The sequence below is a fragment of the Streptomyces sp. NPDC051211 genome (genome assembly GCF_040689505.1).
Taxonomy (GTDB): domain Bacteria; phylum Actinomycetota; class Actinomycetes; order Streptomycetales; family Streptomycetaceae; genus Streptomyces.
Genome location: NZ_JBFBAV010000034.1, coordinates 1 through 25,136 on the forward strand (window position 1 = coordinate 1; position 25,136 = coordinate 25,136).

A 25,136-nucleotide genomic window follows, 5' to 3' on the forward strand; every position below is an offset into this window, starting at 1 on the left:
CAGCTCCGCGGCGATCTCGGGGTTGGACCGCACGGTCGCCGGGGCAGGGCTCGATCCGGGCGGAGGCGGAGCTGCACGGCACCACCGTCGCCGGCCGCCGCGGTGGTCATCGGGGGAGCGGGGAGGTGCGGGCATCGGCGTCACCGGCGCAACTCGATCCCCCGCCGCTTCACTGCCCAACAGCGGTTCTGACAGCATGGCGGCATGAAGCACGGACGACAGATCGTCAGTTCGGGGTCCCCGCTGGAGCCGCAGATCGGCTTTTCTCGCGCCGTGCGGGTCGGTGGTTACGTTGCCGTCGCCGGCACGGCCCCCATCGGGGACGACGGATCCACCGTCGCGCCCGGCAGCGTCTACGGGCAGACGGTGCGCTGTCTGGACATCGCCGAGCGCGCACTGCAGGAGGCGGGGGCGTCGGTCGAGGACGTGGTGCGCACCCGGATCATGCTGACCGACGTGACGCAGTGGAAGGAGGCCGCACGAGCGCACGGCGAGCGGTTTGCCGCTGTCCGTCCCGTCTGCACGTTCGTCGAAGTCTCCCGCTTCATCGAAGCCGACTGGCTGGTCGAAGTCGAGGTCGACGCAGTGCTCGACGCAGACTCGCACTGATCCGTGGCCGGTGCCGTCGTATCGACGTGACCCGGCTGGACCCGGCTGGACCCGGCTGGACCCGGTTGGACCCGGCTGGGTGAGCGGCGCAGGAAGATGAACATTCCAGCAGGTCGGCGGCTTTCCCCGGCTGACCGGCGGGGCCCGAGGCCGGTTGGCGGCCATTCAGGTGAGGGGGAAACGATCCCTTCGCCGGAGGGAGTTCCCCGAGGCGCCGCGGCAGCCACAGGCTTTTCCTTGCCCGGCGGTCCGAGCCGGGCCGCTGCCGGCAGGTGCCGGCCGACGCGTGTGCCTGTGGCGGCGAAACCCCCTGCGCCCCTGATGGGAGTCCTCTGTGGGACTGACGACAGCGACGATCGCCGCGGAACTGGAAGCGGCGAGCAAGGTCGGTGACCCGAAGGCCGACGACCTCGTGTCCAGCCTGATCGACAGCAAGGAGATCGACGGGGTCAACGCCCTGTTCCGCACCATCAACACACTCAAGCCGGGTCAGGACCTGTCTCAGCTGCCCCCGCGGCTGGCCGAGTTCCTCAAGGAGGCCGCTGCCCCGCCGCCGGACTGGTCGGAGGCGGACGTCAAGGCCGCGGAGGGCTTCTTCGCCCACCACCACGGCGAAGTGTCCATGCTCCAGGGCACGGTCGGCCTCATCGGCACCTACCTCTCCCCGACCGGCGCGTTCACCCTCCGCTCCACCGGCCGCCTCGGCGGCGTCCAAGGACCCGGGCGGCGCCTCTCGCAGTCCTCCCGCCTCTTCATCGACATGGGCAACGAAAACGCCATGCGGGACGGCACGCTCGCCGCGAACGTCACCAAGGTGCGCCTGGTGCACGCCTCCGTGCGGCAGCTGCACAAGAAGAGCGGGCAGTGGGACTACGCCAAGTGGGGCGAGCCGGTCTCCCAGAAGTACACCACCGGCGCCGCCTGCGTCTTCTCCACCCAGATCCTCCAGGCCATGGCGCGCCTGGGCGTCGACGTCTCGAAGGACGACGCGCGCGGGTTCATGTGTGCCTGGCACTACGTCAACCACTACCTCGGCACCCCCGAGAAGTGGCTCCTGCCCAAGGACGCCGAACAGGTCGCGGCGCTCTGGAACCAGGAGCGGGACAAGGAGTGGAAGAAGACCGACGACGGCGTCTTCATGACCAAGCAGGCCGTCGACTTCTACAAGAAGTTCTACCCGCCGGGCGTGCACGACGCCTTCTTCGCGATGGTGCGCCACGCGCTCTCCGACAAGTACGCCGACATGGCCGGCCTCCCCAAGAGCGTCCTCGGCGCGGCCGCCGAGCCCCTGGCCGCCGGCCACGGCCTCGTCAGCGGGGTGGGCGGAGGCCTCCTGGGCGGCGGCGCCAAGAAGACCGTGGGCGTCAACCCGTACAAGGACATCCTGGGCATCGCCTCCAAGGGATACAACGAGGTCCAGAAGTTCGCACTGACCCACGACCAGGACGACCAGCCGCAGATGCACCAGGAGCTCCACGACAACCGCTGACCAGCGCACGGGCGGGGCTCTCCACTCCCACGACACTCCCACGTCGGGGAACGGGGAGCCCCGCCCGGCCGTCTCGGGCGGAATAACCCCCGGGGGCAAAGGGGTTGGTGGTGTGGAACGCACCCGATTCCCCCGCGCCCGGGGGCCCGAGAACCGGAGCAGACATGACCACCGAGACGCCCCCCGGCGCGGACCGCTCGTTCCTCTTCGTCCTCGGCAGCTCCCGCCCGGACGGCAACACCGAGATCCTCGCCCGCGCGGCCGCCGAACAGCTTCCCGCCGACGTCCCGCAGCGCTGGGTGGACCTGGCCGAGCTGCCGCTGCCCGATTTCCAGGACGGGCGGCACGAGACCGACTCCTGGCCGGCCGGCGAGAACGAAGAGATACTGCGCCGGGCCACCCTGGAGGCCACCGACATCGTCATCGCCTCGCCGCTGTACTGGTACACCCTCTCCGCCCACACCAAGCGCTACCTCGACTACTGGTCGGGCTGGCTCTCGGCGTCCGGCTCCGACTTCAAGGAGCGGATGGCCGGCCGGACCCTGTGGGGCGTGACGGTCATGGCGGACGACGAGGAGGTGGTCGCCGAGGGCCTGACGACCGCCCTCAACCACACGGCGGCGTACATGCGGATGCGGTTCGGCGGGGTGCTGTTCGGCAACGGCTCGCGGCCCGGTCAGGTGAGGAACGACGAGCGGGCCATGGTCCGCGCCAAGACGTTCTTCCACGGTGAGACCCCGCTCGCCCGGTTCCCGTACGAGGAGACGGGGGAGCGGTAGCCGACGAGCTCCGCCCCGGCTCCGGTAGCCGGCCCTTGGAGGAAGCGGACCGGCACGGCAGTATGCAGATGTGATCACCATCCATCTGAAATACGAGATAGACGCCGACAAGCTCGAGGACTTCGAGGAGTACGGGCGCCGCTGGGTCAAGCTCGTCAACCGCTTCGGCGGGACCCATCACGGCTACTTCCTGCCGAGTGAGGGCGACAGCGACATCGCGTACGCCCTGTTCTCCTTCCCCAGCTTCGCAGCGTACGAGCAGTACCGCACGGACAGCATGTCCGACCCGGACTGCCAGGACGCCTTCGACCTGGCTCGCCGTACCGGTTGCATCAAACGGTACGAGCGCCGCTTCCTGCGGCCGCTCGACGCTCTGTCCTGAGCGCAGCGCCACGGGTCAGGTGTGAGACCCGGGCCGGGGCCCGGGCTGTGCGGGGACGGGGGGCGGGGTGGCGTCCGGCTGCGGGCGAAGGGCGGGAAGGCCGGGCCACACACCGGTGTTTCCTCGCTCCACCTCAGGGACGGCGGACTCCTCCCGCGGCGGGCCGTGCTGCGCGGGGCGTGCGCGTGCGCGTGTGCGGCCGGTGCGGCGGCGCGTGCCTATGGATATCGTCCCCCCATGAAGATCATCGACCTCGAACCCGGCGACCCCCGCCTGGACACCGAACTCCTCCCGGTCCTGCGCGAACTGCGTCCCCACCTCACCCCGGAACTCTTCCACGAGGTGTACGAGCGCGGCCACGTCCAAGGCCTGCGCTTCACGGCCGCCTACGCGGACGACGGCACCTGCGTCGGCGCGGCCGGCTGGCGGATCGTCGACAACACCAGCACCCTCCGTCAGCTCTACGTCGACGATCTGGTGACCTCCGAGTCCGCCCGCTCCACCGGCGTCGGCCATCAGCTCCTCGCCCACCTGGAGGCCCACGCCCGCGACGCCGGCTGCTACGAGCTCGACCTCGACTCGGGCACCCACCGCACCGACGCCCACCGCTTCTACCTGCGCGAGCGCCTCGACATCGTCGCCTTCCACTTCGCCAAGTCGTTGAAGCCCGAGGCGTGATAGCAGCGGCCCCGTCCGTCCTGCTCCGGCATCAGTGGACGACGCTGAAGCTGCGCCAGGGCAGGCTGTCGGGCGCCGTCACGTTCGAGAGGGTCGTACCGACGTAGATACCGTCGTCCCGGTCGGCCTTCTCACAGTTCTCCGTCCGGTACAGGACGATGTCGACGAGGGTGTTGTTCTCGACGTGAGTGGCTCCGTGCGGAAGGGTGATCTTGTGGCAGCCCTTGACCGGGGTGCTCGTATAGCTCACCTCGGCCGGCGAGTCGTGGCCGCGGAAGCTGAGCATGCCGACGGTGGTCCGGCCCAGGCCCGAGCAGGCGGTGGCGGTCAGGAGCAGTGCTACGGCTCCCGTGAGGGTGTGGATGCGCCGGCTGTGGGACATGACCCGGTCCTCGTCTGTGCGATGGTGGCGGTCCTTGTCCACAGCCTGCCCCGGCAGGGCGCCCGCGGCTTCCGCTGCTCGGCCGATCGAGTGAACGCGGCACGGCACGGCACGGTCCGGTCCTGTGCGAGGTGGGCCGGGCGCGGCGCCGGTGCTGTGCTTGTTGCGATGCCGGGGCCATTGTCCGGAACCCCATCCTCATTTCCGCCAACTTTCCGGGCTCTTCTCCGGTCGGCCTTGCACTGCGATCATCACAGCATCCCCTTCGGTGATCTCGGCGACGGTGGGATCGCCGCCCTCAGCCCGGGCGGAGCTGCAAAGGGCGGGGCTTCCGTGAGGCTGTTGGGGAGATTGCTTTCGGCTTTGCGCGGTATGCCGGTGGCTTGTCTGTGAATAGGCCAACAGGCGCCCGCGTTAGTGTTCGCTGGTGAGTTTTCATGTTGTTATTGGGTTCGGGCCCGCTGGGGCAACCACTGCTCGGCTGCTGGTCGAGAAGGGGCATTCGGTACGGGTCGTCACCAAGTCGGGCCGCTGCGCGGAGCCCGGCATCGAGCACGTCGTGCTGGACGCGACGGACGGCAGGAGACTGATCGAGGCCGCGCGGGGCGCGGTTGCGATCTACAACTGCGCCGCACCGCCCTACCAACGATGGGTTGCTGAATGGCCGCCGCTCGCTTCGTCGGTCTCTGCGGCGGCAGAGGCGACCGGGGCCGTCCTGGTGATGCTGGGCAACCTCTACGGTTACGGCCCGGTGGACGGTCCCATGACCGAGGCGCTGCCGCTCGCAGCGACCGGCCCCAAGGGGCGGGTACGCGCCGCCATTTGGGAAGAGGCGCGGAAACTGCATGAACAGGGGCGCATCAAGGCGGTCGAGGTACGGGCCTCGGACTACTTCGGGCCCGGCGTGACCGACGGCGGGCACCTGGCCGCGCGGGTCATACCGCGGCTGCTGCGCGGCAAGCCGGTCTCCACGCTCGGCGATCCGGATGCCCCGCACAGCTGGAGCTATCTGCCCGATGTGGCCAGGGCGCTGGTCGAGGTCGCGGGCGAGGAACGGGCCTGGGGGCGCGCCTGGCACGTCCCGACGGAGCGCGCCCGGTCCACCCGGGACATGGTCGGCCTTCTTGCCGCCCGGTCGGGTACGGGGCCTGTTGCGGTGCGGGGGCTGCCGCCGGCGGTGCTGGCCGTGGCGTCGGTGTTCTCGCCGCTGCTCCGCGAACTGAAGGAGATCCGCTATCAGTTCGACCGTCCGTTCGTGGCCGATTCCAGTGCTTATGAAGCCGAATTCGCGGTACGGGCCACCCCTGTCGATGAGCAGGTCAAGGCGACGGTGGACTGGTGGCGTGAGCGCCTGACCGCCACCGGGTGACGTCGTGCTGGTGCTGCGGCCCCTGGCCGATGCGAGCGCTGACGGCCGGCCGATCGTGTCCATGCGGTGATCCGGGATGGTCGATGAGGCGCACAGCATCGGTACGGTGGGCGAACTTTCCGCCGGCGATGAGCTGCACACCCCAGAACAGCCGCAACTCGGAACGGCCGGAACCTGGAACAGCCGGCACGGTCAGAACAGGGTCCGCTCGATCCGGCTGAGCGTGGCGTTCTTTCCCGGTGTCCCGCCTTCCGAGCCTGCGGCCGGGCCGCCGTGCCGTTCCTCGCTGCTGCCCATCCGCTGGGAGAGCAGGTAGGCGATGACTTCCGCTTCCTGCTCCTGTACGTCGTCGTAGGTTGCCCGCAGGAGCATGTCCCGTACGAGGTCGGGGTCGAGGTTGGGGAAGAGGAGGCGGGCGCTCGCCTCGTCCAGCCAGCCGGCCCCGCGGTGGCAGCAGATGATGTGGCCCAGCTCATGCAAGATGATGTGCTCCTGATGCGCGCTGGTGGTGTTGGCGTCGTAGAAGATGAGGTCTTCGTCGCGTGCGGCCACCCACATCCCGCACGGCTGCGACGCGGGCATCTGCATCGCGACCAGCGTGATGGGGCGGTTCCGGATCTCACCGAGGTAGCGGCACAGTTCGGCCACATCAGCGCCCTCGGGAAGGTTCAGCTCGGCGATCCGCCGCGCGCCGTCCTTCCGGAGCCTCTTGAGCTGGCTGCGGCGGTCCTGGTCGGCGGACCGCCCTTTCCCGGGTATCCTCACTCCGGCTCCGTAGGGTCGTTGACGGGCGGAAGGCCCTGCATCTGCCGGTACTGGTCCATGATGGCCGTGATGGCCTGAAGGTTTTCCTTCTTCATCCCGGCCGCACGCATCGCCACGGAGCGGACCCCGGCCTGGCGCAGCGCCTCAATGGCGGCGACCTGGCTGAGCACCGACTCGGCGACGTCGTCGTCGAAGAAGTAGGCAACCGAGACGCCGAAGAACCGGGCCAGGGCGGCCAGGAGGTCCGGTGAAGGATTGGAGCGTTTGCCCGTCCGCAGCTGCGACAGGTACACGGCGCCGGCCTTCAGTTCGGGGTTGACCCGCTTCAGCTCCTCCGCCACCTCCGCATTGGTCCAGTGCCTGCCCTTGGGACGGACCGTCTTGAAGAGGTTGTCCAGGCGCACTGCCAGCATGGGTCGGTCGTCAGTCTCGGACACTGTGAATCTCCCTTCCTCCACCTCCTCGGCATTGCCCTCAGCTATCCACCAGTTTCGCAGATTAGCTGACAGTTGACAATCTGCCGAGAGTCGGCCACCGTGGACCTCGTCGATAGCTGCCAGCTAACTAACTTTGCTTACGGGGGTAGCCGAGTTGGCTGCCGGCCGCATCGGCCCTGCCCGGGCCGGCCCACGGGGGCACGGGGGCCGACCCGGGCAGGACACACCGCTCGGCCCGACGATGCCCGCCGCGCTGAAGACGGAAGCGGCGACCGTCCAGACGCCGAGGTCGAAACAGGCGGTTCTGGTGGTGCTCACGGCCTGATCGGATCTAGGTGGTGTGGGCGCCGTCGTCCAAAGGAACCACCAGTCCGATGCCTTCGGCCGCCACCGCGACGGCGAAGTCGAAGTACGCGGACTCGTCCCGGACACTGTCGTGGGTACGGCTGAAGACCTGGAACACCAGGAGCCCGATCAGGCTGCTCCACAGCACGATGCCGCGCTCGATGACGTCCGAGAACGGAGCCGGCGGCAGCCCGCCGAAAAGCTCCACGGCCTCCGGCCGCAGCAGCGGCGGCCCGGGCACCGCCCGCCGGGGCGGGGTGAGCTCACCGTTCTCCAGCGCGGAGCGCACGATGCCGGCCAGCACCGCGGGGGTCCGCGAGGCGGGCGGTACGGTCTCCTGCGGGGCGTGGTAGCCCGGTACGGGCGAGCCGTAGATCAGCGTGAATTCGCCGGAGTTGTCGAAGGACCACTTTCGCAGGGCGCGAGTCACCGCGAGAAGCCGCCCGCCCGCCGACGCACCGGCAGCCCTGGCGGCCTCATCGGCCCGCTCCATCGCGGCGGCGGACTCGTTGTAGGCATCGATGACCAGCGCGGTCAGCAGGTCGTCCCGATGCGGAAAGACCGCCTCCACCTCGGCAACGGCAAGACCGCTGTCCCCTGCAACGGCCTCCGGGGACAGCCCTCCGGCGCCCACTTTCACGAGCAGTTGGCGCGCCGTGGCCTTGATGACCGCCGGCGGCCTGGTGTTCTCATCAGTAGCACGCGTTCCGGAAACATCCATGGCCAAACCGTACCTGTCAGCCACCGCTTCCTCGGGGCCCATTGCCCCGACCCCGCCGGAAACCGCCGCGATCCGGCCCATCGGCGAGTCGCACGCAGTGCGGAGTGGTCCCGGTAAAGCCAAGGCCGTCGAGGTCAGCGGTTGCGCGGGGTCACCAGGCCGGATTCGTACGCGAGGACCACCAGTTGGGCACGGTCGCGGGCGTGGAGCTTGGTCATGGCCCGGTTGATGTGGGTTTTTGCGGTGAGTGAGCTGATCACCATGCGGTCGGCGATCTCGTCGTTGGACAGGCCCTGCGCGACCAGGGCGACGGCCTCGCGTTCGCGGTTGGTCAGCTCCGTCAGCCCGGTCAGCCCCTTGCCGGTGTGGGTGGGGAGCGGCTGGGCGACGTACCGGTCGATCAGCTTGCGGGTGATCGACGGTGCGAGCAGGGCATCGCCCCGCGCGGCGACGCGTACGGCGTGGAGGAAGTCTTCCGGCACGATGTCCTTGACGAGGAAGCCGGCTGCGCCGGCGCGCAGCGCGTTGAAGACGTGTTCGTCGAAGCCGTAGTTGGTCAGGATGACGACGTGTACTCCGGCCAGGGCCGGGTCCGCGGCGATGCGCCGGGTCGCCTCGATGCCGTCGACGACCGGCATCTGGATGTCGATGAGCGCAATGTCGGGCAGGTGTTCCTCGGCCAGGGCAAGGGCCTCCATCCCGTCGCCGGCTTCCGCCACCACCTCGATGTCGTCTTCGAGATCGAGCAGCGCGCGGAATCCACTGCGAATGAGCGGCTGGTCGTCGACCAGCAGGACACGGATCATGACGACTGCTCCACAGGGAGTTCGGCCTGGACGGTGAAACCACCCTCGCCGCGCGGCTCCGCCCGCAGCCGACCACCGAGCGCGGTGACGCGTTCGCGCATCCCGAGCAGCCCGACGCCGGGCACCGGGGCGGTGTCCGGTGTGGCCTTGCCGTCGTCGTCGATGCGGATCGCGAGGGCGTCCGGACGGCAGTCGATCCGGACCGATGCCGTGGTGGCGGAGGCATGCCGGGCGATGTTGGTGAGCGACTCCTGAACGATCCGGTAGGCGGTACGGTCCACCGCGGCCGGCACCCCGTGCGCGCGGCCCTCGACCGTCAGCGTCGCGTCCAGGCCGATCGCACGGGCCCGTTCCACCAGTTCCGCGACGTGGTCGAGCCCGCGCGGCGGGGCCGTGTCGTCGTCGCGCAGCGCCTCCAGGGTCGCGCGCAGCTCCCGGGTCGCCTCACGTCCGGCCGCCTGGATCGCCAGCAGGGCCTCCGGCACCTGTTCGCCACGCCTGCGGGCCACGTGGACGGCGACTTCGGCCTGCACCTTGATGATCGAGATCTGATGGGTGAGCGAATCGTGCAGTTCCCGCGCGATGTGCAGCCGCTCCTCGTCGGCGCGGCGCCGCGCGGTCTCCTCCCGCGTGCGCTCGGCTTCGTCCGCCCGCCGCTCGGCCTGCCGCAGCGCTTCCCCCGCGGCGCCGGCCGCGACCAGCCAGGCCAGCTCGAGGGCGCCTCGGGCCTGCGCGAACGCCTCGCCAGTGTCGTGCAGGCCCGAGGCCAGGGCCGCGAGCGGGAGGGCGGCCAGCATGGCTACGCTCGCCGCGATCGTGAGGGTGCGGTGTCCCGCCCGTACGGCTGCGTACACCGCGAACAGGTACGCGACGGCGGGCACGTCGAAGCCGGCCGCCTGGTAACCCACCGCGCACAGCCCGGTGACGGCCAGCACGGGCACCGGAGCCCGACGGCGCGCGGCCAGCGCCAGGCCGCCGGCCACCAGCAGCGCGTAGCCGAGCAGGTCGAGGTCCGTGGCGGAGTGCTGCCCGGACAGTCCGGTGACCAGCAGCGTCGCCGCCAGGCAGACGGCGATCGCCCAGTCTGTGACACCGGCCCGCACAGCGGACCAGGACCGTCTTCTACTCATGCGCGCACCCTAGCCGGACGCGGTCGCGGGCGAATCCGGCTCGTGGAGGAGAGGCCGCCTACCGCGCACGCAGTACCTTCGCGGCGCCTGCGGCATCCGCAGCATCCGGGGACGCCACCGGCGGCAGCGCCGAGTGCCTCCGTCTGCGGGACGACCCGAGGGGCCCCGGGCGGTCAGGATCGGACGAGACCCAAAGCAGCGCAAAGACAGCAGCGCAAAGACAGACGTACGGAAGGGGAGAGGGACATGAGCTCTTCAGGAGCCCTGATGTTGGCCGCCACCGGTGGTGTCATCGGCGACGGGCGAACCGGTGCCGTCGTGGCCGCGGTGGTGGGGCTGATCGGCGCGGTCCTCGGTGGGCTGGCTCTGGCCCGCTCCGCCGGCCGCATCGGCACCGGCTCCGGGCGGGCCGGCGCCCTGGTGGCCATGGCGGCGGGGCTGATCGGCATGGTCCTCGCCGGGCTGCATCTGGCCACCTCCACCGGTGGTTTCGGCACGGGCAACGGGCGGGCCGGTGCCATCGTGGCCATGGTGGTGGGGCTGATCGGCCCGGTCCTCGGCGGGCTGGCGCGGTCCCGCTCCCGCCGCACGGTGCCGACCGGCTGACCCACCCGCCCCGGGGCCGGTCTACAAACTGAGCGCGTCCTCCGCGTTGCCCACCCACGCGGTCACGGAATTCTTGTCGGGCGAGACGTACAGGCCGGGGGTCGGTGCCTTGAGGGGTGTCTGCTCCAGATCCGACTCGGTGTTCATGGTCATCGCGATCGAGTCGACGGACTTCCCCTTGCCGTCCTTGGTGCCGCCCATCAGCCCGGCGTAAGCCGACTCGCCCGGATCGAGCCTGATGGCGTCCTCGATGCCGGGGGCCTCACCCCGCTCCGTGGCCTGCCCGTCCAGATCGCCGAAGGTCACGACCGGATGGCCCAGTGCCCTGCAGGCTTTGGTTCCCTTGTTGGTGATCTTCAGCAGGTAGCTGCTGGTCGTGGGTTCGGCCAGGGTTGCGGTGAACTTCACGTCGTACGTGCTGCACGGGAAGACGTCGTAGTCGGGGTCGGGCGACGAGCCGCCACCGCCGCCGGACGAACCCTTGCCCGGGGACGCCGACGGCGCAGACGGCTTCGCCGGCTTCGACGGTGTCGCGGACTTCGCCGGGCTCGCGGTCGGCGTCTCGGCCCCGCTCGAAGCGTCGTCTTCGGTGGGCCCACAGGCAGTCAGGGCCAGTGCGGATACCGCGGCGAGGACGATGGCGGCTCTGCGTACGGTGCTCATGGCGGTGTACCCCCGAATGGAGAGGCGCGGAGTGCGCCGGGCTGAGCACCAGCGTCCCGCAGAAGCTTCACAGCTTGGTGACGGCGTCTTCCCGACTCCACCACGGTTGCCGGCGAGCCTCACCTCCGGCGGTCAGGCTCGCCGCATCCGTCGCATCCGTCGCATCCGTCGCATCCGTCGCATCGTTCCATGCGTCTTGTGCATGGAACGTGCATCGCACGCGCACCCGCTAAAGGCGGACCTTCCACTCCACCGTGGACTTCAACGTGCGGGCGATCTCCGGGTCCCGCACCGACGGAGTGCGGTCCTCGACCCGTACGGACAGCCGGTGCGTCCGGAAGTCGAGCAGGGGCAGACCCAGCTCGGCGACCCGCACCCGCGTCCGGCCCGCGAAGGACCGCAGCTCCCGCCCGTCCAGGTACCAGCGGACGGTGAGCCGCTGCGCGGCCTTCCCGGTCAGCCTTGGCAGGGCGATCGTCGCCGCGTGGTGGCCGCGCAGCGTCTGCCCGGTGGGCGTGAGCGCGGTGACCGGCCGCGCGTGGCGGTAGAAGCCGGCGATCATGGCCTCGACGCCGGGCAGGTTGAACGGCCGGTCCAGGACGCGCATCAGCGAGCCGTCCGTGGGCCGGTACAGCCCGGTCACGTAGTAGCCGCCGCCCTCGTATGCGCCGACCGTGCCGCCGTCGGGGGACGGTTCGCCCAGCCAGCGGTGCCACTTCTCCCGGCGGGCGGCCATGGCGGCCGCGTCGAGGCCGGACACGTTCGACTCGGCCGGCTCGCGACCGGTGTACCGCTCGTAGTCCGGCAGGCCCGGGTAGAAGTACTCGTCGGCCAGCCGGCCCAGGGAGTGGCCCGTCTCGTGGACGGCGACCTGACCGGACTTCTCGTTGCGGGCCGATGCCGTGGCGATGCCGTCGTAACCGAGGCTCTCGCTCGGCTCGTTGTAGCCGGCCCCGCCGTACTTCGTGCTGTTGGAGAGGACCAGCACCAGATCGGCGTCGGGTACCCGCGCCACGTACGCGTCGACCTTCTCCTGGTCGACGCAGAGCAGCCGCTCGATGTCCCCGCACCAGAAGTACGACCCCAGAGCGGTGTCCCGCACGGTGTCGCGGGCCGGGTCGCCGGTCACACCGGACTCCCGGGAGACCGCGTCGACCGTCCACACGTTGAACAGGCCCGGGTACGTCGCGTACGGCTCCACGGCCGCGATCTCGGCCCACTTCGTCCGCGCATCGGCGTGGAACTGCGCCAGTTCGTCCGCCGTGTAGCCGTCGCCGACCACGACGACGTCGAGCCGGTCGGGGGAGGGGCCGTTGTCGATCACCTTGGCGACCTCGCCGTCCGCCTGCTGCTCCGCGGCGGACAGGCGACCGGCGGGTGCGTCCTGGCCCCGGGCGGGCACGAGGGTGTGTCCCGATCCGGCGGTCACCCCGTCCTCGGGCCCGGGTATCTCCACCTCCACCAGGGGGTGCGGTCGCGGATCGGCCGCCGGCGGCGGGCCGGCGGACGCGGTACCGGGTACGGCGGCCAGCGCGGCGACGGTGGCAGCGGCCACCCCCACCGCCAACAGGGAACTGCGCAGGGTCGAGCGCATGGGATCCTCTCCCGACACGGACATTAAGCAAGCAGATAAACGAACTGAACCGGCCGCTTAAACTAGGGCGTGCCCGGGGGATGCGCAATGATCGTGTGCCCTTGAATGTTTGGGGAGTTGAAAGACCAGGGGGTTCCCATGGACGAACCGGCCGAGATCGGTCGACGGGTGCAACAGCTGCGCAAGGAAGGCGGCCTGACGCAGCGACAGCTGGCCGAGCCCTCCTACACCGCGGCATACATCTCCACCCTTGAATCCGGCCGGGTGCGCCCCTCCGAAACGGCGCTGCGCTTCCTCGCCCCCCGCCTCGGCATCACGTACGAGGAGCTCGCCACCGGCCGTCCACCCCACCTGGCCACCGAACTCCGGCTCGCCCTGACCGACGCTCAGCAGACCCTGGCCACCGGTGCGGCCGACGAAGCCGCCGGCCACTACCGCCGCCTGCTCACCGAGGCCGAACGCCTCGACCTGCCCGTCGAACAGGCCGAGGCCCTGCTCGGCCTCGGCGACTGCGCCCTGGAGGCCGGCGAACTCGCAGCAGCCCGCGGGCACTTCGCATCGGCCGAGGCGCTGCTGGCGTGCGAGCCGCTGCCCCGCCGCGCCCGCGCCATCCGCGGCCGTGCCGTCGCCCACCTCCTGGCCGGGGAACTCCGCTATGCCTGCTACCTGCTCGAATCGGCCATCGACGAACTCGGCGCCCGCGGCCTCGCCGACCCCGAGGCGCTGGTGATGCTGTACGCGGCCGTCATCAGCCCGTACATCGACATGGGCGCGCACGCCCGCGCCGCCCACGCCGCCGAAACGGCCCTCGCCCTGGCCCCGCAGGTCACCGACCCCGCGCTGGTGGCCGGTATGCACCGCCAGGTGGCCCGGACCTTCCTCGCGGAAGGGCGCACGGCCGACGCCGACGCGTCCCTCGCCAAAGCCCAGTCCATGTACCGGCAGCTACGCCTGGCGACCGACCTCGCGCACTGCCACTGGATGCGCGGTTACGTCAAGGCACAGAGCGGCGAACTCCAGGCCGCGGAAGAGGAGTTGCGTACGGCCCGCGGCATGCTCGCGGCCCGGCGCGCCACCCTCTACACCGCACAGGTGGAGGTCGAGCTGGCCGACGTCCTGCGCCGCCTGGGCCGCCACCAGGAGGCCGCCGAGCTGCTGTCGGCCCTGCTGGATCTGGACGACCACCACGGCGCCGTGCACGCCGGCGGGGCCCACCGGCTGCTCGGCCTCATGGCCGAGGAGCGCGGCGACACCGAAGGGGCGGAGGAGCACTACGTACGCGCCCTGGCCCTGCTGGAACGCAGCGGCGCGACCGGCGACCTCGCCGACCTGTGCCGACTCCTGGGCGACCTGCTGCGCCGCGCGGGCCGGACCGAAGCCGCCCTCGACGCCTACCGCACGGGCCTGGGTCACCGCGCCGCCATCGGCACCACCACCCTGGGCCCCGCCCCGACCACCACCTTGGGCCCGGACCCCTTCGGTCCGCACCGGCGGTAGGGCCCTGCCTGCAACACGCCGGTGCCCCCGCCTGCGCTTGGGCTACATCCGCAGGTAGGCGCTCGTTCCGGCGTCCACGTACACCAGGTGCGGACCGACCCGTACGACCTGGCATCCGGCGGCCGTCCAGGAGCCGGTCTGGCCGAGGCCGTCCGGCAGCGGCGTCCAGATCTCCACGAAAGTGGTGCCGTCGGGGTTCGCGCCGGATTCGACCAGGTTCTCGCCGTCCCGGCGAAGGCTGCCCACGTCCTCGCCGGGTTCGCCGACCTCGTGGTGGAAGCGGACCTCCCGGCCGTCGAAGGAGGTGAAGCCCGCGAATCCCCGGCTGTCCGCATAGTGATGGCCGGCCTGCAACCAGACGGCCTCCTGCTCTGCCAGCATCGGGCCCCCGTTGCGGCTGATCCCGCGCCGCAGCCACGCGCCGCGGGCCGGCGGCGCCATCCCCGTCACTGCGCCGTGGTGCCGTCGACAGCCACCAGCGTCAGGGGGATGTTGCCCCTGACCGCCTGGGAATAGGGGCATGTGGCGTCTGCCCGGTGCAGCAGCGGCTCCAGCTCGGTTGCCGTCAGGGCGGGGACCGCGACCGTGAGCGTCACGGCCAGCCCATAGCCCGCCGGCGTATCGGTGGTGCCGAGCCGGACCTCGCAGGTGACCTGCGCAGCGGCCGTATCGATACCGAACTCACCGGCGACCTCGGCGAGGGCGGAGGTGAAGCAGGCGGCGTAGCCCGCGGCGAACAGCTGCTCCGGGTTGGTGGCCGTCGGCGTCTTCTTCCGCGGCGGGGCCAGCTCGAGATTCAGTCGGCCGTCGTCCGTGGACACCGTGCCCGTACGGCCCCCGCTGGCGTGTGCGGAGGTGGTGTAGAGGGTTCGGGTCAGCTGCACGGTCATACGTACTGGTCCATCCGCTCGGCGACACGGCCTACCAGGGATGGTGCAGACCGCTACGGCCCCTCTGGAGAGGCTCGTGCGCGTCGTCGTGCGTAACCGGGTACGGCGCGTCTCGTCCGGGGCCGGCAGGCCGACCGCGGCCCACTGTAGCAGCAGATCCGGCCACGGCCCCCGGCAGTGGCCGGAAGTCATCGGAGTGCGCTGTGCATACTGCTGGGCATGACGTCTTCGATCGCCACCCGCATCCACCTCATGATCACCTTCGCGCTGGTGACGTGCGGGGCGGTCGGCGGAGCCTGCTTCGGCTTCCTCCTGGGCGGCAGGATGACGGCCCTGGTGGCCGGGGCCGCGGCCGGTCTGGGCGCCGGGATCGGCTCCTTCCTCTCCCGCCGCCCGGTGCTGGCCTTCTTCCGGCCCGACCGCACCGTGCCCCCGGTCGACGGGTACGCGCAGGGGATCGCCGACGCGGTCCTCGTGAGCATCGCGACGTACCAGGCGGCTGTGTTCCCCCTCACCCCCGACGGGGTGACCGAAGAGGAACGGGACGCCCGCCGCACCCTCGCCTACCGAGTCTCCGCCTACGAGGGCCTGCCCCGTGCCGTGCTGGTTTCGGCGGCCGAAGCCCTGGAAGCCGTGGACCAGGGACTGGATGCGGAACGCGCCCAGGCCGCGATGTTGGCACTGTCCCTCACGGTCTACGATCACCGCGGCGGCGGCCGCTGACGCAGGCCGGGGCGGGCTCGGTCCGTACTGCTGGAGTCGGAGTGCCACCGGCGGAAAATCATCATCAGGGCGCACCGATCGCCGGAACGGCCCCGTCATGATTCGGTCATGGATCAAGAACTCGGCACCCTTGCCCAGCAGACCGCCGACCGGCTGGCCGAAGATCGCGTCGGCGTGGTGGTGGCCGCCGTGGCGGGGGATTCGGTGGAGATCAGGGGGGCCGGCGGCACCGGCGGGGACCGCAGTGTGGTGCCCGGCCCCGACACCCTGTTCGAGATCGGGTCGGTGACCAAGCCGTTCACCGCGCTGGCCCTGGCGCGACTGGCAGTGGGCGGAACGGCGGACCTGGACGAGCCGCTGACCGCTCTGCTGCCCGACGGAGCGGCCGTACCGTCACGGGGCAGCAGCCGCATCGCCCTGCGGCACCTGGCCACCCACACCTCCGGCCTGCCGCGGCTGCCGAAGGGGATGCTCCTCCAGGCGCTGCTGCACCCCTCGAAGCCGGATCCGTACGCGGACTGCACCACCGACGTACTCCTGTCCGGGCTGGCCGGGACGCGTCTGGGGGCCGAGCCGGGGAAGCGGTTCCGGTACTCCAACCTCGGAGCCGGGCTGCTGGGTCTGGGCCTCGCCCGCCGGGCCGGCACGGACTACGAGACCCTCATCACCCGGGAGATCTGTGCCCCGTTGGGGATGACCGACACCGTGGTGACCGTGGACGGCACACGCTCGGGGCGTCTCGCTCAGGGACACAGCCGGCGCGGGAAGCCCACGTCACCCTGGCACCTCGCCGACCTGGCCGGTGCGGGCGGGCTGCGGTCGACCGCGACGGACCTGGCCGGCTTCGTCCGCGCCCAGCTGGACGGCGGTCCCGCCGGGCTCGCCGAGGCGATTCGCCTGAGCCGTACCGTCGAGCACCGCAAGAGCCCCTTCGCCTGGGTGCACCTGGGCTGGATGGCCCACCGTCTCCATCCCCGGCAGGGCGCCCACCTGCAGATCTGGCACAACGGGGGCACCGGAGGCTTCTCCTCCTTCGTGGCCTTCGACCCGGAGAAGCAACTGGGCGTCATCGCCCTCGCGAACAGCCAGCACCCGGTGGACGGCCCCGCCTCCGCCCTCCTGCGCACGCTCCAGACGCAGCACGTCTCCAACCCGGTCTGACCGTCCGGCCGTTGATGCCCGTCGTAGGCGGCGGTCACCCGGGCCTGTTCGCTCATCGCTTCGGCCTGCCGGAGCGGCGTCCGTCGCGCCGGCGGAAAATGTTTTCCGCCGGCGCCTATCGAACCGCCGTTCGCTGGGAATGATGCGTGTAATCTCCCGCCTCTGCCTGACGCCCGGTCACAGCGTCGCCCAGGCGGGCCTTCCGTAATGTCCCCTCGGGAGGTACCACGCCATGCAGCCAGGCCCCACGCCTTCGTCGGCCCCCACCCGCCGTGACCTCCTCACCGGTCTCGGTTTGGCCGCCGCCGCTCCGCTCCTGCTCGGCGCCACCGCTCGCACCACGCCCCGCAGCCGCCCGGCCCACCCGCTCGTCCCGGCCGCCGGGACGATCCTGCTCCGAGGGGCTTCCCTGGCGCTCACCATGGATCCCGCCGTCGGGGACGGCCCCCTCGGCGCCGTCGCGAACGCAGACGTCCTGATGCGGAACGGCACCATCGCCGCCGTCGGCACCGGCCTCCAAGTGCCGCCCGGCACCTGGGTGATGGAGGCGTCGGGCAAGCTGGTCATGCCGGGCTTCGTCGACACCCACACCCATCTGTGGCAGGCCTCGATCCGCGGGGGCTGCACCGACCGTGACCTGTTCGCCTGGTTCGCGGGGTGCACCGGTCCCCAGCGGAACCGGCTGACGCCCGCCGCCGTGCACAGCTTCGTCCGCCTCGCCGCCTTGGACGCCGTCCAGTCGGGCGTGACCACGCTCGTCGACTGGGTCGACATCTTCTCGTACGACCTCATCGAGAGCTATGTGCGGGCCCTGGCCGGCACCGGCGTGCGGTTCACCTACGCGATGTTCCCGCCCAAGCCCGACGCGGCTCTGGTCACGAAGGTGAAGAAGGAACTCGTGGACCCGGTGCCGCTCGCCTCCTTCCAGGTCGCCACACACGCGGCACGGGCCGTCCAGCACCTCAACCGCGCACACTGGGAAGCCGCCCAGGACCTGGGCGTCATGCTCAACTCCCACGTCCTGGAACGCCCCGAGCAGCGCGCCGACGACCCCATCGGCGTCCTCACCGACATCGGAGCCCTGGGCCCACAACTGCTGATCAACCACGCGATCCACCTCACCGACGACGAAATCGCCGCCGTCGCCGACCACGACGCACGCGCGGCCCACTGCCCGCTGAGCAACATGCGGCTGGCCTCCGGCATCATGCGGCTGTCCGCCTTCAGACAGCGAGGTGTCAAGATCGGGCTCGGCCTGGACGGCGGTACCAACGACACCTCGGACTTTTACGCGCTGATGAAGGCGGCCATCGGCCTGCAGCGCGCCCGCTCGACGGACGCCGGGGTCTTCCCACAGGTGCACGACGTCCTGCGGATGGCCACGCTGGGCGGCGCCGAGGCCATCGGTGTCGCCGACCGGGTGGGTTCGCTGACCCCCGGCAAGCGGGCCGACGTCGTCGTCCTCGACCCGGCCGCCCTCAACTTCGCACCGCGGTTCGACTGGATCGGCCAGATCGTCTTCAACGGACGCCCCGAGAACGTCCACTCCGTCTTCGTCGACGGCCGACCGCTCAAGATCGACGGCCGCCTCGTCGACGTGGACACCACCTGCGTCGTACGAGAAGCCGAAACAGCCGCCACCCGACTGCGCACGGCCGGCTGAGGCCGGTCCGGCGACGCGGTGGCCCGGGCCGAACCACAGGCTGGCGTCTGCGGCCGGGTGGCGGCCCGGATCCCACCGCGTCCCACCCGGCATGGCGGGGCCGTTGTTCCGTGAGCCCGGCGGAGCGGTCGGCGACCACACCGATAATCGGTAGGACCGTGGACAGGTGTCTGTGACAATCCACCCTGATGATCACCACCGTCGAAGAGCTGCTCTCCGCACTCGACTCCCTCCCGCACGCAGCCCGGCTCCGGCACACCGCCGTCACCGCCCACCGGTTGGCCGCCCGCGGTGAACTCCGGCCGCTGCTCACCGCACTCGACCGGCTCGGCCCGTACGAACGGCGGCTCGCCGCACTCGCCGCCCTGGCCGGCGCGGACACCGGCCACCTGGCAGCCCGCCTGGCCGACCCCGACCCGGTCGTCCGCCGCTACGCACTGCGCGGCGCCCGCAGTTCGGCCGTACCCGACCGGGCCATCGAAGCCGCCTACGACCACGCCCCCGCCGTGGTCCGCGCCGACCTGGCCCGGCTGCTTCGCGACGGCAGCCGCCCCGATCTGGCCGAGCGACTGCTGGTGCGACTGCGCACCGAACGCGGCGACCGGGACGCGGCCCTGCTGCTGCCGGGCTGTTCCCCCGAGTTCACCGCCCGGATGCTGCCCGAGCTCTCCGGTGCCGTCGCGTTCGAGGGCTGGAGCCTCCTGGCCCGCCGCCACCCGGCAGCCGTACTCGACCAGGCCGAACGCGACCTCGCCGCACTGCCCCGCACGCTGCACAGCGGCTGGTGGCCGCATCACGCCAACGGGATCGCGGCAGCCCTGCCGGCCGCCCCGGCCCGGGTACTCGACCTCCTCGAAAAGTACGGGCCCGGCGACCTGCCCGATCCCCTGCACGACCGGCTCGGCCACCTGGTCGACGCCGACGCCGAGCGGACGTGCCGCTGGCTCGCCGACCCCGACCGGCACAGCTCCCGCTGGGAGCGCACCCCGGCCCCGGCCGTGCTACGCCGGCTGGTCGCGGCCGGACCGCCGTCCCTGCACCGGCTCGCCGCCCGCTGGTACCGGCGGGGCGCGTTCCTCACCATGCTGCGGGCCGTGCCGCCGGCAGGCCGGGCGGCCTTCCACGACGCGGTCGCCGCCGCCGGCCGGCACGCCGACCCGTCGGCCGCCTCCGACGCCGTACTGGCGCTGCTGCCACCGCCCGAACGGCACGCCAGGGCCCGGGCCCAGGTCGCCCAGGCCCGCACCGAACGATGGGCCGCCTTCGAGCTGTGGTCCACCCTCGCCCTGCTCCCGCCGGCGGAAGCCCGGCCCGAACTCCTCGCCGCGGCCGGGTCCGGAGACGCGGACGACCGCGCGGCCGCCTGGCAGCACCTGATAGGCAACGCCGCGTACGCGGCAGCCCCGGCGGAACCGGCGGAAGTCCTGGACCTGGCCGCGGGCCGGCTGCGCAACGAACGCGACCCGGTCCGCAGGTCCGCCCTGGAGGCCTTCGCCGCCCTGCCCGCGCCCCTGTTCGCGGCGGCCCTCACCGGACCCGCGGGCCGGGCCGGCCGCGAGGACCTGCAACGGCTCTGCCTGGACGCCCTGCGCGCCCGCGACTGCTCGGCCGCCACCCGGACCGCCGTCCACACCCTCGCCCTCACCCTCCTCAACACTTCCGCCGACGAGGAGCTGCTCGGCCTCGCCGTGCATCTGATGGAGGCGCTCACCGCCCACACCGGCTCGGTCGCACCCGCCCGGCTGGACCGTGCACTGCGCCACGGCCGGGAACGCGCCGTGCTCGAGGCCGTACGACCCTGGCTGGACACCGCGGCCGGGCGAGGCGACCACGCCCCGCTGCTCGCCCTGGTCGAGGCATTCGGCAACCGTGCGCACCGGATCCCCGAGCTCCAGGACCGCCTCGCCGAAGCCCTCCTCGGCTGCCCCGACGGTACGTTCGCCGACCTGGCCGCCGCGTGGCTGGCCGACCCGGCGACCCGCGCCGATCGCGTCGCCGTACTCCTGGAGCGGGAGCCCTCCGCGGCAGGACTCGCCCCCGTCCTCGACGTGCTCGCCGCCGACCGCACCGACCTGCTGGACCACGCCCTGGCCGACCCGCTGCCCACCGGCCGCTTCCCGACCCCCGGCACGCCCCGCGCCCTGCCCCGCTTCCACCACGCGGACCGGTGGCTTCCGCGCCAGCAGCGGGCCGCCGTACGCCTGACCGAAACGGCCCTCGCCGACCCCGGCCGATCCCTGGACGAACGTGCCGCGCTGCTCCGAGAGGCGGCCACGGTCCCGGGGTACGGGTACGACCTCGTCCGGCGGTACGGCGCCGCCGACGAGCCGGGGGTGAACGCCGCCGCGCTGATGACCGCTGCCGTCGTCGAGGGCCCGGACGCCGCCCTGCGGCTCCTCCACGACGGGGCCGGCGAGGACGAAGCCGCCGCCCTCTGGGCGTTCGCCGACCAGGTGGCGCTCCGGGCCCGCCCGGACGCCCTGACCGCACTGCTGCGCGAGTTGCTGACCCGGGAGAGCGGGGTGAAGGTCACCGTCCGCAAGTCGGCGGCGCGGCTCGCCGCCCGCCACCTCCCGCCGGCCGACGCCGCGCGGCTCCTCGCGCGGGCGGCCCTCGGCGCCGTCGCGCACCCGGACCTGCGGACTGCGGCCGTCGCCCTGGCTCCGGCCCTGCTCCCCGCCGAAGAGGCCTGGTCCCTGCTGGAGTCCGCCGTCGCCGACGGCCCGGAAGGCGCCCGGGGCGTCGTGCTGCGAGGCCCGGCCGAGGTGGCCGCCGCCCACCGGCCCCGCTACGGCCGGCTGATCACCGGCCTGCTCGCCACCGCCGACGATTTCACGACCCAGAGCGTGTTCTGGGTCCTGGCGGACTGGGCCACGTACACGCCCACCGTCACCGAGACGCTCGCGGACATCGTCACCGACCTGGCCTCCCCGCTCGGATGGGAGTCCGCCGGCAAGGCCCTGCTGGACATCGCCGGATCGGACGAGCCCCACCCCGCGGGCGGAGCAGCCCCCACCAGCGTCCTCCACGCAACCGTCGCCCGGCTGCTGACGGCCATGACCGACGCCGAACCGGAGAACGGCGACCACGAAGGACCCGACCTGCCCGCCCGCCACCGACTGGAGCGCCTCCTCGGCTCGTCCATGGTGAGGGTGCCCCGCCGGCTGTGCGCCCCGCTCGCCCGGCAGTTGGCCGTCGACCCGCGACTGACCGGCCTGCGCGCCTCCCTGCTCGTCGAGGCCGTCGATCCGGCCGCACCGGAGCACGAACTGACCGCGGCCTGCCGCGAGCTGACCGCTGCCGTCGCGGACCGCCCCACGCTGGCCGGCCGCTGCGCCGAACAGCTGTACCAGCGGCACCGCTACGGCTCCAGCGCGGTGCCGCACCCGGACCAGGCGCTGGCGGCCGTACGCGCCCTGTCCGGCGGCGGCCAGGCCGACGGCCTGTTCGCGGCGGCCCTCACGGCCGCCCTCGGCCCCGGCCTGAGCTGGCCGACCCCTTGGAAGACCGCCGTCCGCGCCCTGCGCCGCCACCGGGACGCGGAGGTCTGCGAGGCGGCGTACGCCATCGACCTCACCGCCGACTGAACTCGGGCCGTCCCTGGCGGCCCGGCCGATGACACGACACGGGCGGGCGCCGAACGCCCGTCCGCAGAACCACGAACCCGGAGCGCCCGATGCCACAGATCACCGTCGACTATTCCGCGTCACTGTCCGACACCTTCGACCGCCGCGGCTTCGCGTCGGCACTGCACCTGTTGACCGCCGACGTGGTCAGCACCCCGCTGGAGACGTGCAAGACGCGGTTCCGCCCCGTCGAGGAGACCTTCGTCGCCGACGGGGCACCCGAACATGCCCTCGTCCACGTGGAACTGGCTCTTCTGCCGGGTCGTACCGAGGAGATCAAGGCGGAGCTGAGCCGGGCCGCGCTCGAACTGCTCCGCGAACACACGGCCGGTGCCGCCGGCCTCGTTGTGCACGGCTCCGTGGACGTGACCGAGCTGGGCGCGGCGTACCGCAAGGACGTCAGCACGAGCCGGTGACGTGGGATGTGGGCATCGACAACCCACGCCGGCGCGATGAGCAACGACTAGGTTCCTCACCTGTGACCGAGACTTCCTCGTACCTCCGCGAGGCAACGGATGCCTACGACGCCGTTGCCGTCCGCTATGCCGAACTCGTCCGCAACGCGCTCGACGCCCTTCCGCTGGATCGTGCGGTGTTCGCTGCGTTCTCCGAGCTCGTGCTCACCACCGGTGCCGGACCGGTCGCCGAGCTGGGATGCGGCCCCGGATGGGTGACCGCGCACCTGCGGGACCTGGGGCTGGAGGTCTTCGGGATCGACCTGTCGCCGGTGATGATCGATCTCGCCCGCGAGGCATACCCGGACCTGAGGTTCGAGGTCGGTTCCATGGACGCCCTGGACCTGGCCGACGGCAAGCTGAACGGCATCGTGTCCTGGTACTCCGTCATCCACACGCCACCACGGAACATGCCCTCGTACTTCGCCGAGTTCCGGCGGGTACTGGCGCCTGGCGGCCACCTCTTGATCGGCTTCTTCGAGTCGGAGGGCGAACCGGTCACGCCGTTCGACCACAAAGTGCTGACCGCCTACCGGTGGCCGATCGACGACCTCGCCGGGCTGGCCGGCGAGGCCGGCTTCGTCGAAGTCGGCCGGATGCTGCGCGAGCCGCAGGGGGAAGAACGGTTCCGACGAGGTCATCTGCTGATGCGCGCAGGCAAGTGACTCGGAGGTCATGCGGGTCAGCCGGAATCGGATGGGGGGCGGCGCCCGGCGCCCTGCCGGTCGGGCGTGACCAGCAGGGGCCGGAGGCCGCAACCCACTTCGCCCACCAGATGGATCTTGGTCCTTCACGGGGGCGGGGAAGAGCCTCAGGCGTCGGCCGGGCGGCGCGGCTCGCGGCGCATCGACCACAGGGTCGGTCCGCCGCCCGGGAGTTGGACCTCGCCGAGCACCGTGAAGCCGAAGTGCTCGTAGAAGGGGAGGTTCGACGGCTTGGAGGATTCCAGGTAGGCCGGCAGGCCAGCCGCGTCGGCCTTGGCGAGGCCCGAGCGGAGGAGGGCGGCTCCGTGGCCCTGGCCCTGGGCGGCCGGGTCTGCGCCGACCACGGCCAGGTACCAGTGCGGCTCCTGGGGCCCGTGCTCGGCGGCCGCCGCCGCGGCCTGCCGGAACAGCGGAGCCCGGTCGCCCAGGATCTCCACGAGCTCCTCGACGGTCGCCGCGTCGGGAACGGCCTTGTCCTGTGCGCCCGGCGGCACCCAGAAGGCAGCCGCCGCCGCGGTGTGCTCGCAGACGCCGTGGTGGACGTACTGCCGGCTGAAGATCGTGGCGAAGTAGCGGCCCAGCCCCGCCTCGCGGTTGGCGTCGTCGGGGAAGAACCAGCGCATCATCGGGTCGTCGTCGAAAGCGCGGGCCAGGGTGCGGCCGATCAGTGAAGCGTCGTCGATCGTTGCCGTTTTCGGAGTGTTCGTTATCGACATACGGGTCATTCTGCACCAGATGATCTTCGGCAGGCGGACCGGGGGCCCCGGGCGCGCACGAGGCCGATGAGACGCCCCCGGGGCCGCTCGGGCACCCGTACCCGCAGCGAGCGCCGGGGTCTTCAGTCCCCGCCGCCGAAGGGCCAGGCTTCGATGTCCCGGTAGCGGATCGGCCCCGGGCCGCGGCCCACGTTGCTGCCGACCAGGTGGAGGCGTTCGGAGTGCCATCGGCGGCCGGTGAACTCGGCGAGCCCGGCGGCGGCCTCTACCACGCAGGACGGATCGTTCCGAGGGGACCGGGCCAGCGTCAGATGGGGGCGCAACGGCCGGTCTTCAAAGGCGATACCGCACTCCTTGACCAGGGTGCGCACCTCGGAGGCGAGCAGGTGCAGCCCTTCCAGGTCCCCTTGGATCCCGCTCCACAGCACCCGTTCGTCGAAGTGCCCGCCGCCGTGCATTGCCAGCTGGACGGGCCGGCGTATCGCCGCGAGGTCCGCGAGCGGCTGCCGCAGCAGTGGAACGGCCGTGACCGGGAGCTCGCCGAGGAACGCCAGGGTGATGTGCCAGTCCTGGATGCGGTTCCACCGCATGCGCGGGTACGCGTGATAGGCGGGCTCCAGCTCGTGTGCCAGCTCCTCCTTCGCATCGTCGGGCGGGGCGAGGGCGATGAACACACGGACGGTCGGGTTCTGGATCTGTTCGTTCACAAAGGACTTCGTACCGTGCCTCGGATGGTCAAGTCATCTTTCTGTTCCGTGCCCGGGTGTAGTAGGCATGTTCTCCAGGCTCGGGGGGCGGCTCGGGGCTCGGGCGGCGATCCGGTGTCCGCGTGCACGCCTATATACCACCCGGTATCCTCACATAAGGTGCAATACGCCCAAACCGCTGCGGCGGTGTCCGGCTGGGCAGCCATGGATGCCGCCAGAGGAACGGATCACATGGCCGG

At 71.7% G+C, this 25,136-nt stretch carries 26 protein-coding genes and 1 riboswitch; of the genes, 14 read left to right on the top strand and 12 right to left on the bottom strand.

Translation table 11 applies throughout. The annotated features are described in order from the left end of the window. Window positions 1–204: 204 nt before the first annotated feature. The 5 genes from AB0447_RS26785 to AB0447_RS26805 all read left to right on the top strand — a co-directional run bounded on the left by AB0447_RS26785 (window position 205) and on the right by AB0447_RS26805 (window position 3,937). On the top strand, window positions 205–609 hold the full coding sequence (locus AB0447_RS26785) for a RidA family protein (protein WP_366479344.1): 405 nt from the start codon (window positions 205–207) through the stop codon (window positions 607–609). 334 nt (window positions 610–943) lie between these two features. Continuing rightward, complete coding sequence (locus tag AB0447_RS26790; protein ID WP_366479345.1) at window positions 944–2,098, top strand: oxygenase MpaB family protein; 1,155 nt, start codon at window positions 944–946, stop codon at window positions 2,096–2,098. Window positions 2,099–2,262: 164 nt separating this feature from the next. Beyond that, window positions 2,263–2,877, top strand: coding sequence for an NAD(P)H-dependent oxidoreductase (locus AB0447_RS26795; protein WP_366479346.1), 615 nt, complete (start codon window positions 2,263–2,265; stop codon window positions 2,875–2,877). A gap of 70 nt (window positions 2,878–2,947) precedes the next feature. Then, complete coding sequence (locus AB0447_RS26800) at window positions 2,948–3,259, top strand: NIPSNAP family protein (protein WP_366479347.1); 312 nt, start codon at window positions 2,948–2,950, stop codon at window positions 3,257–3,259. A gap of 237 nt (window positions 3,260–3,496) precedes the next feature. Beyond that, on the top strand, window positions 3,497–3,937 hold the full coding sequence (locus AB0447_RS26805; protein ID WP_366479348.1) for a GNAT family N-acetyltransferase: 441 nt from the start codon (window positions 3,497–3,499) through the stop codon (window positions 3,935–3,937). 31 nt (window positions 3,938–3,968) lie between these two features. On the opposite strand, the gene AB0447_RS26810 is transcribed toward AB0447_RS26805, so the two are convergent. Beyond that, entirely contained in the window at window positions 3,969–4,319 is a 351-nt protein-coding gene (locus tag AB0447_RS26810) for a hypothetical protein (protein ID WP_366479350.1), read from the bottom strand. Between the two features lie 427 nt (window positions 4,320–4,746). Here AB0447_RS26810 and AB0447_RS26815 point away from each other — a divergent pair, with 427 nt between their 5' ends. Further along, entirely contained in the window at window positions 4,747–5,688 is a 942-nt protein-coding gene (locus tag AB0447_RS26815) for an NAD-dependent epimerase/dehydratase family protein (RefSeq protein WP_366479351.1), read from the top strand. Window positions 5,689–5,880: 192 nt separating this feature from the next. Here the strand turns inward: AB0447_RS26815 and AB0447_RS26820 are convergent, their stop codons facing one another. From AB0447_RS26820 to AB0447_RS26840, 5 genes are all read right to left on the bottom strand, one after another. Further along, complete coding sequence (locus tag AB0447_RS26820) at window positions 5,881–6,453, bottom strand: toxin (protein ID WP_366479352.1); 573 nt, start codon at window positions 6,451–6,453, stop codon at window positions 5,881–5,883. Then, complete coding sequence (locus AB0447_RS26825; RefSeq protein ID WP_366479353.1) at window positions 6,450–6,890, bottom strand: helix-turn-helix domain-containing protein; 441 nt, start codon at window positions 6,888–6,890, stop codon at window positions 6,450–6,452. Before AB0447_RS26825 ends, AB0447_RS26820 begins: the two co-directional genes overlap by 4 nt. Before the next feature lie 331 nt (window positions 6,891–7,221). Continuing rightward, window positions 7,222–7,956, bottom strand: coding sequence for a WHG domain-containing protein (locus AB0447_RS26830; protein ID WP_366479354.1), 735 nt, complete (start codon window positions 7,954–7,956; stop codon window positions 7,222–7,224). A 134-nt stretch (window positions 7,957–8,090) separates the two neighbouring features. Next, the gene (locus AB0447_RS26835; RefSeq protein WP_366479355.1) at window positions 8,091–8,762 is read right to left on the bottom strand and encodes a response regulator transcription factor; all 672 of its coding nucleotides are present in this window, start codon (window positions 8,760–8,762) and stop codon (window positions 8,091–8,093) included. Then, window positions 8,759–9,892, bottom strand: coding sequence for a histidine kinase (locus AB0447_RS26840; protein WP_366479356.1), 1,134 nt, complete (start codon window positions 9,890–9,892; stop codon window positions 8,759–8,761). Before AB0447_RS26840 ends, AB0447_RS26835 begins: the two co-directional genes overlap by 4 nt. Window positions 9,893–10,138: 246 nt before the next feature. Here AB0447_RS26840 and AB0447_RS26845 point away from each other — a divergent pair, with 246 nt between their 5' ends. Continuing rightward, the gene (locus AB0447_RS26845) at window positions 10,139–10,498 is read left to right on the top strand and encodes a DUF6223 family protein (protein ID WP_366479357.1); all 360 of its coding nucleotides are present in this window, start codon (window positions 10,139–10,141) and stop codon (window positions 10,496–10,498) included. Between the two features lie 21 nt (window positions 10,499–10,519). On the opposite strand, the gene AB0447_RS26850 is transcribed toward AB0447_RS26845, so the two are convergent. Next, on the bottom strand, window positions 10,520–11,161 hold the full coding sequence (locus tag AB0447_RS26850) for a DUF4232 domain-containing protein (RefSeq protein ID WP_366479358.1): 642 nt from the start codon (window positions 11,159–11,161) through the stop codon (window positions 10,520–10,522). Between the two features lie 229 nt (window positions 11,162–11,390). After that, window positions 11,391–12,755: a M64 family metallopeptidase gene (locus tag AB0447_RS26855; RefSeq protein WP_366479359.1), complete on the bottom strand. Its 1,365-nt coding sequence runs from the start codon at window positions 12,753–12,755 to the stop codon at window positions 11,391–11,393. Window positions 12,756–12,893: 138 nt separating this feature from the next. Between AB0447_RS26855 and AB0447_RS26860 the strand changes: the two genes are divergently transcribed. Further along, a complete protein-coding gene (locus AB0447_RS26860) occupies window positions 12,894–14,252 on the top strand; it encodes a helix-turn-helix transcriptional regulator (RefSeq protein WP_366479360.1) in 1,359 nt (452 codons plus the stop codon). Window positions 14,253–14,294: 42 nt separating this feature from the next. Here the strand turns inward: AB0447_RS26860 and AB0447_RS26865 are convergent, their stop codons facing one another. Together AB0447_RS26865 and AB0447_RS26870 are read right to left on the bottom strand one after the other, a co-directional pair. Beyond that, window positions 14,295–14,633 (bottom strand): hypothetical protein, encoded by a 339-nt coding sequence (locus AB0447_RS26865; protein ID WP_366479361.1) that lies wholly within the window; start codon window positions 14,631–14,633, stop codon window positions 14,295–14,297. Between the two features lie 65 nt (window positions 14,634–14,698). Then, window positions 14,699–15,142 carry an Ohr family peroxiredoxin gene (locus tag AB0447_RS26870; RefSeq protein WP_366479362.1) on the bottom strand — a complete coding sequence of 148 codons (444 nt, stop codon included), beginning with the start codon at window positions 15,140–15,142 and terminating at the stop codon, window positions 14,699–14,701. A 77-nt stretch (window positions 15,143–15,219) separates the two neighbouring features. Continuing rightward, window positions 15,220–15,280: riboswitch (guanidine-III (ykkC-III) riboswitch) on the bottom strand. An 81-nt stretch (window positions 15,281–15,361) separates the two neighbouring features. Between AB0447_RS26870 and AB0447_RS26875 the strand changes: the two genes are divergently transcribed. The 6 genes from AB0447_RS26875 to AB0447_RS26900 all read left to right on the top strand — a co-directional run bounded on the left by AB0447_RS26875 (window position 15,362) and on the right by AB0447_RS26900 (window position 23,435). Continuing rightward, the gene (locus tag AB0447_RS26875) at window positions 15,362–15,865 is read left to right on the top strand and encodes a hypothetical protein (protein ID WP_366479363.1); all 504 of its coding nucleotides are present in this window, start codon (window positions 15,362–15,364) and stop codon (window positions 15,863–15,865) included. Window positions 15,866–15,973: 108 nt separating this feature from the next. After that, window positions 15,974–17,026 (top strand): serine hydrolase domain-containing protein, encoded by a 1,053-nt coding sequence (locus AB0447_RS26880; RefSeq protein WP_366479364.1) that lies wholly within the window; start codon window positions 15,974–15,976, stop codon window positions 17,024–17,026. A 232-nt stretch (window positions 17,027–17,258) separates the two neighbouring features. Continuing rightward, window positions 17,259–18,689: an amidohydrolase family protein gene (locus AB0447_RS26885; protein WP_366479365.1), complete on the top strand. Its 1,431-nt coding sequence runs from the start codon at window positions 17,259–17,261 to the stop codon at window positions 18,687–18,689. A 188-nt stretch (window positions 18,690–18,877) separates the two neighbouring features. After that, the gene (locus AB0447_RS26890; RefSeq protein WP_366479366.1) at window positions 18,878–22,276 is read left to right on the top strand and encodes a hypothetical protein; all 3,399 of its coding nucleotides are present in this window, start codon (window positions 18,878–18,880) and stop codon (window positions 22,274–22,276) included. An 89-nt stretch (window positions 22,277–22,365) separates the two neighbouring features. Further along, complete coding sequence (locus AB0447_RS26895; protein ID WP_366479367.1) at window positions 22,366–22,731, top strand: isomerase; 366 nt, start codon at window positions 22,366–22,368, stop codon at window positions 22,729–22,731. A 62-nt stretch (window positions 22,732–22,793) separates the two neighbouring features. Further along, window positions 22,794–23,435 carry a class I SAM-dependent methyltransferase gene (locus AB0447_RS26900; RefSeq protein WP_366479368.1) on the top strand — a complete coding sequence of 214 codons (642 nt, stop codon included), beginning with the start codon at window positions 22,794–22,796 and terminating at the stop codon, window positions 23,433–23,435. Window positions 23,436–23,581: 146 nt separating this feature from the next. On the opposite strand, the gene AB0447_RS26905 is transcribed toward AB0447_RS26900, so the two are convergent. Together AB0447_RS26905 and thpR are read right to left on the bottom strand one after the other, a co-directional pair. Continuing rightward, a complete protein-coding gene (locus AB0447_RS26905) occupies window positions 23,582–24,199 on the bottom strand; it encodes a GNAT family N-acetyltransferase (RefSeq protein WP_366479370.1) in 618 nt (205 codons plus the stop codon). 113 nt (window positions 24,200–24,312) lie between these two features. Next, window positions 24,313–24,897: an RNA 2',3'-cyclic phosphodiesterase gene (thpR, locus tag AB0447_RS26910; protein WP_366479371.1), complete on the bottom strand. Its 585-nt coding sequence runs from the start codon at window positions 24,895–24,897 to the stop codon at window positions 24,313–24,315. Window positions 24,898–25,136 lie beyond the last annotated feature (239 nt).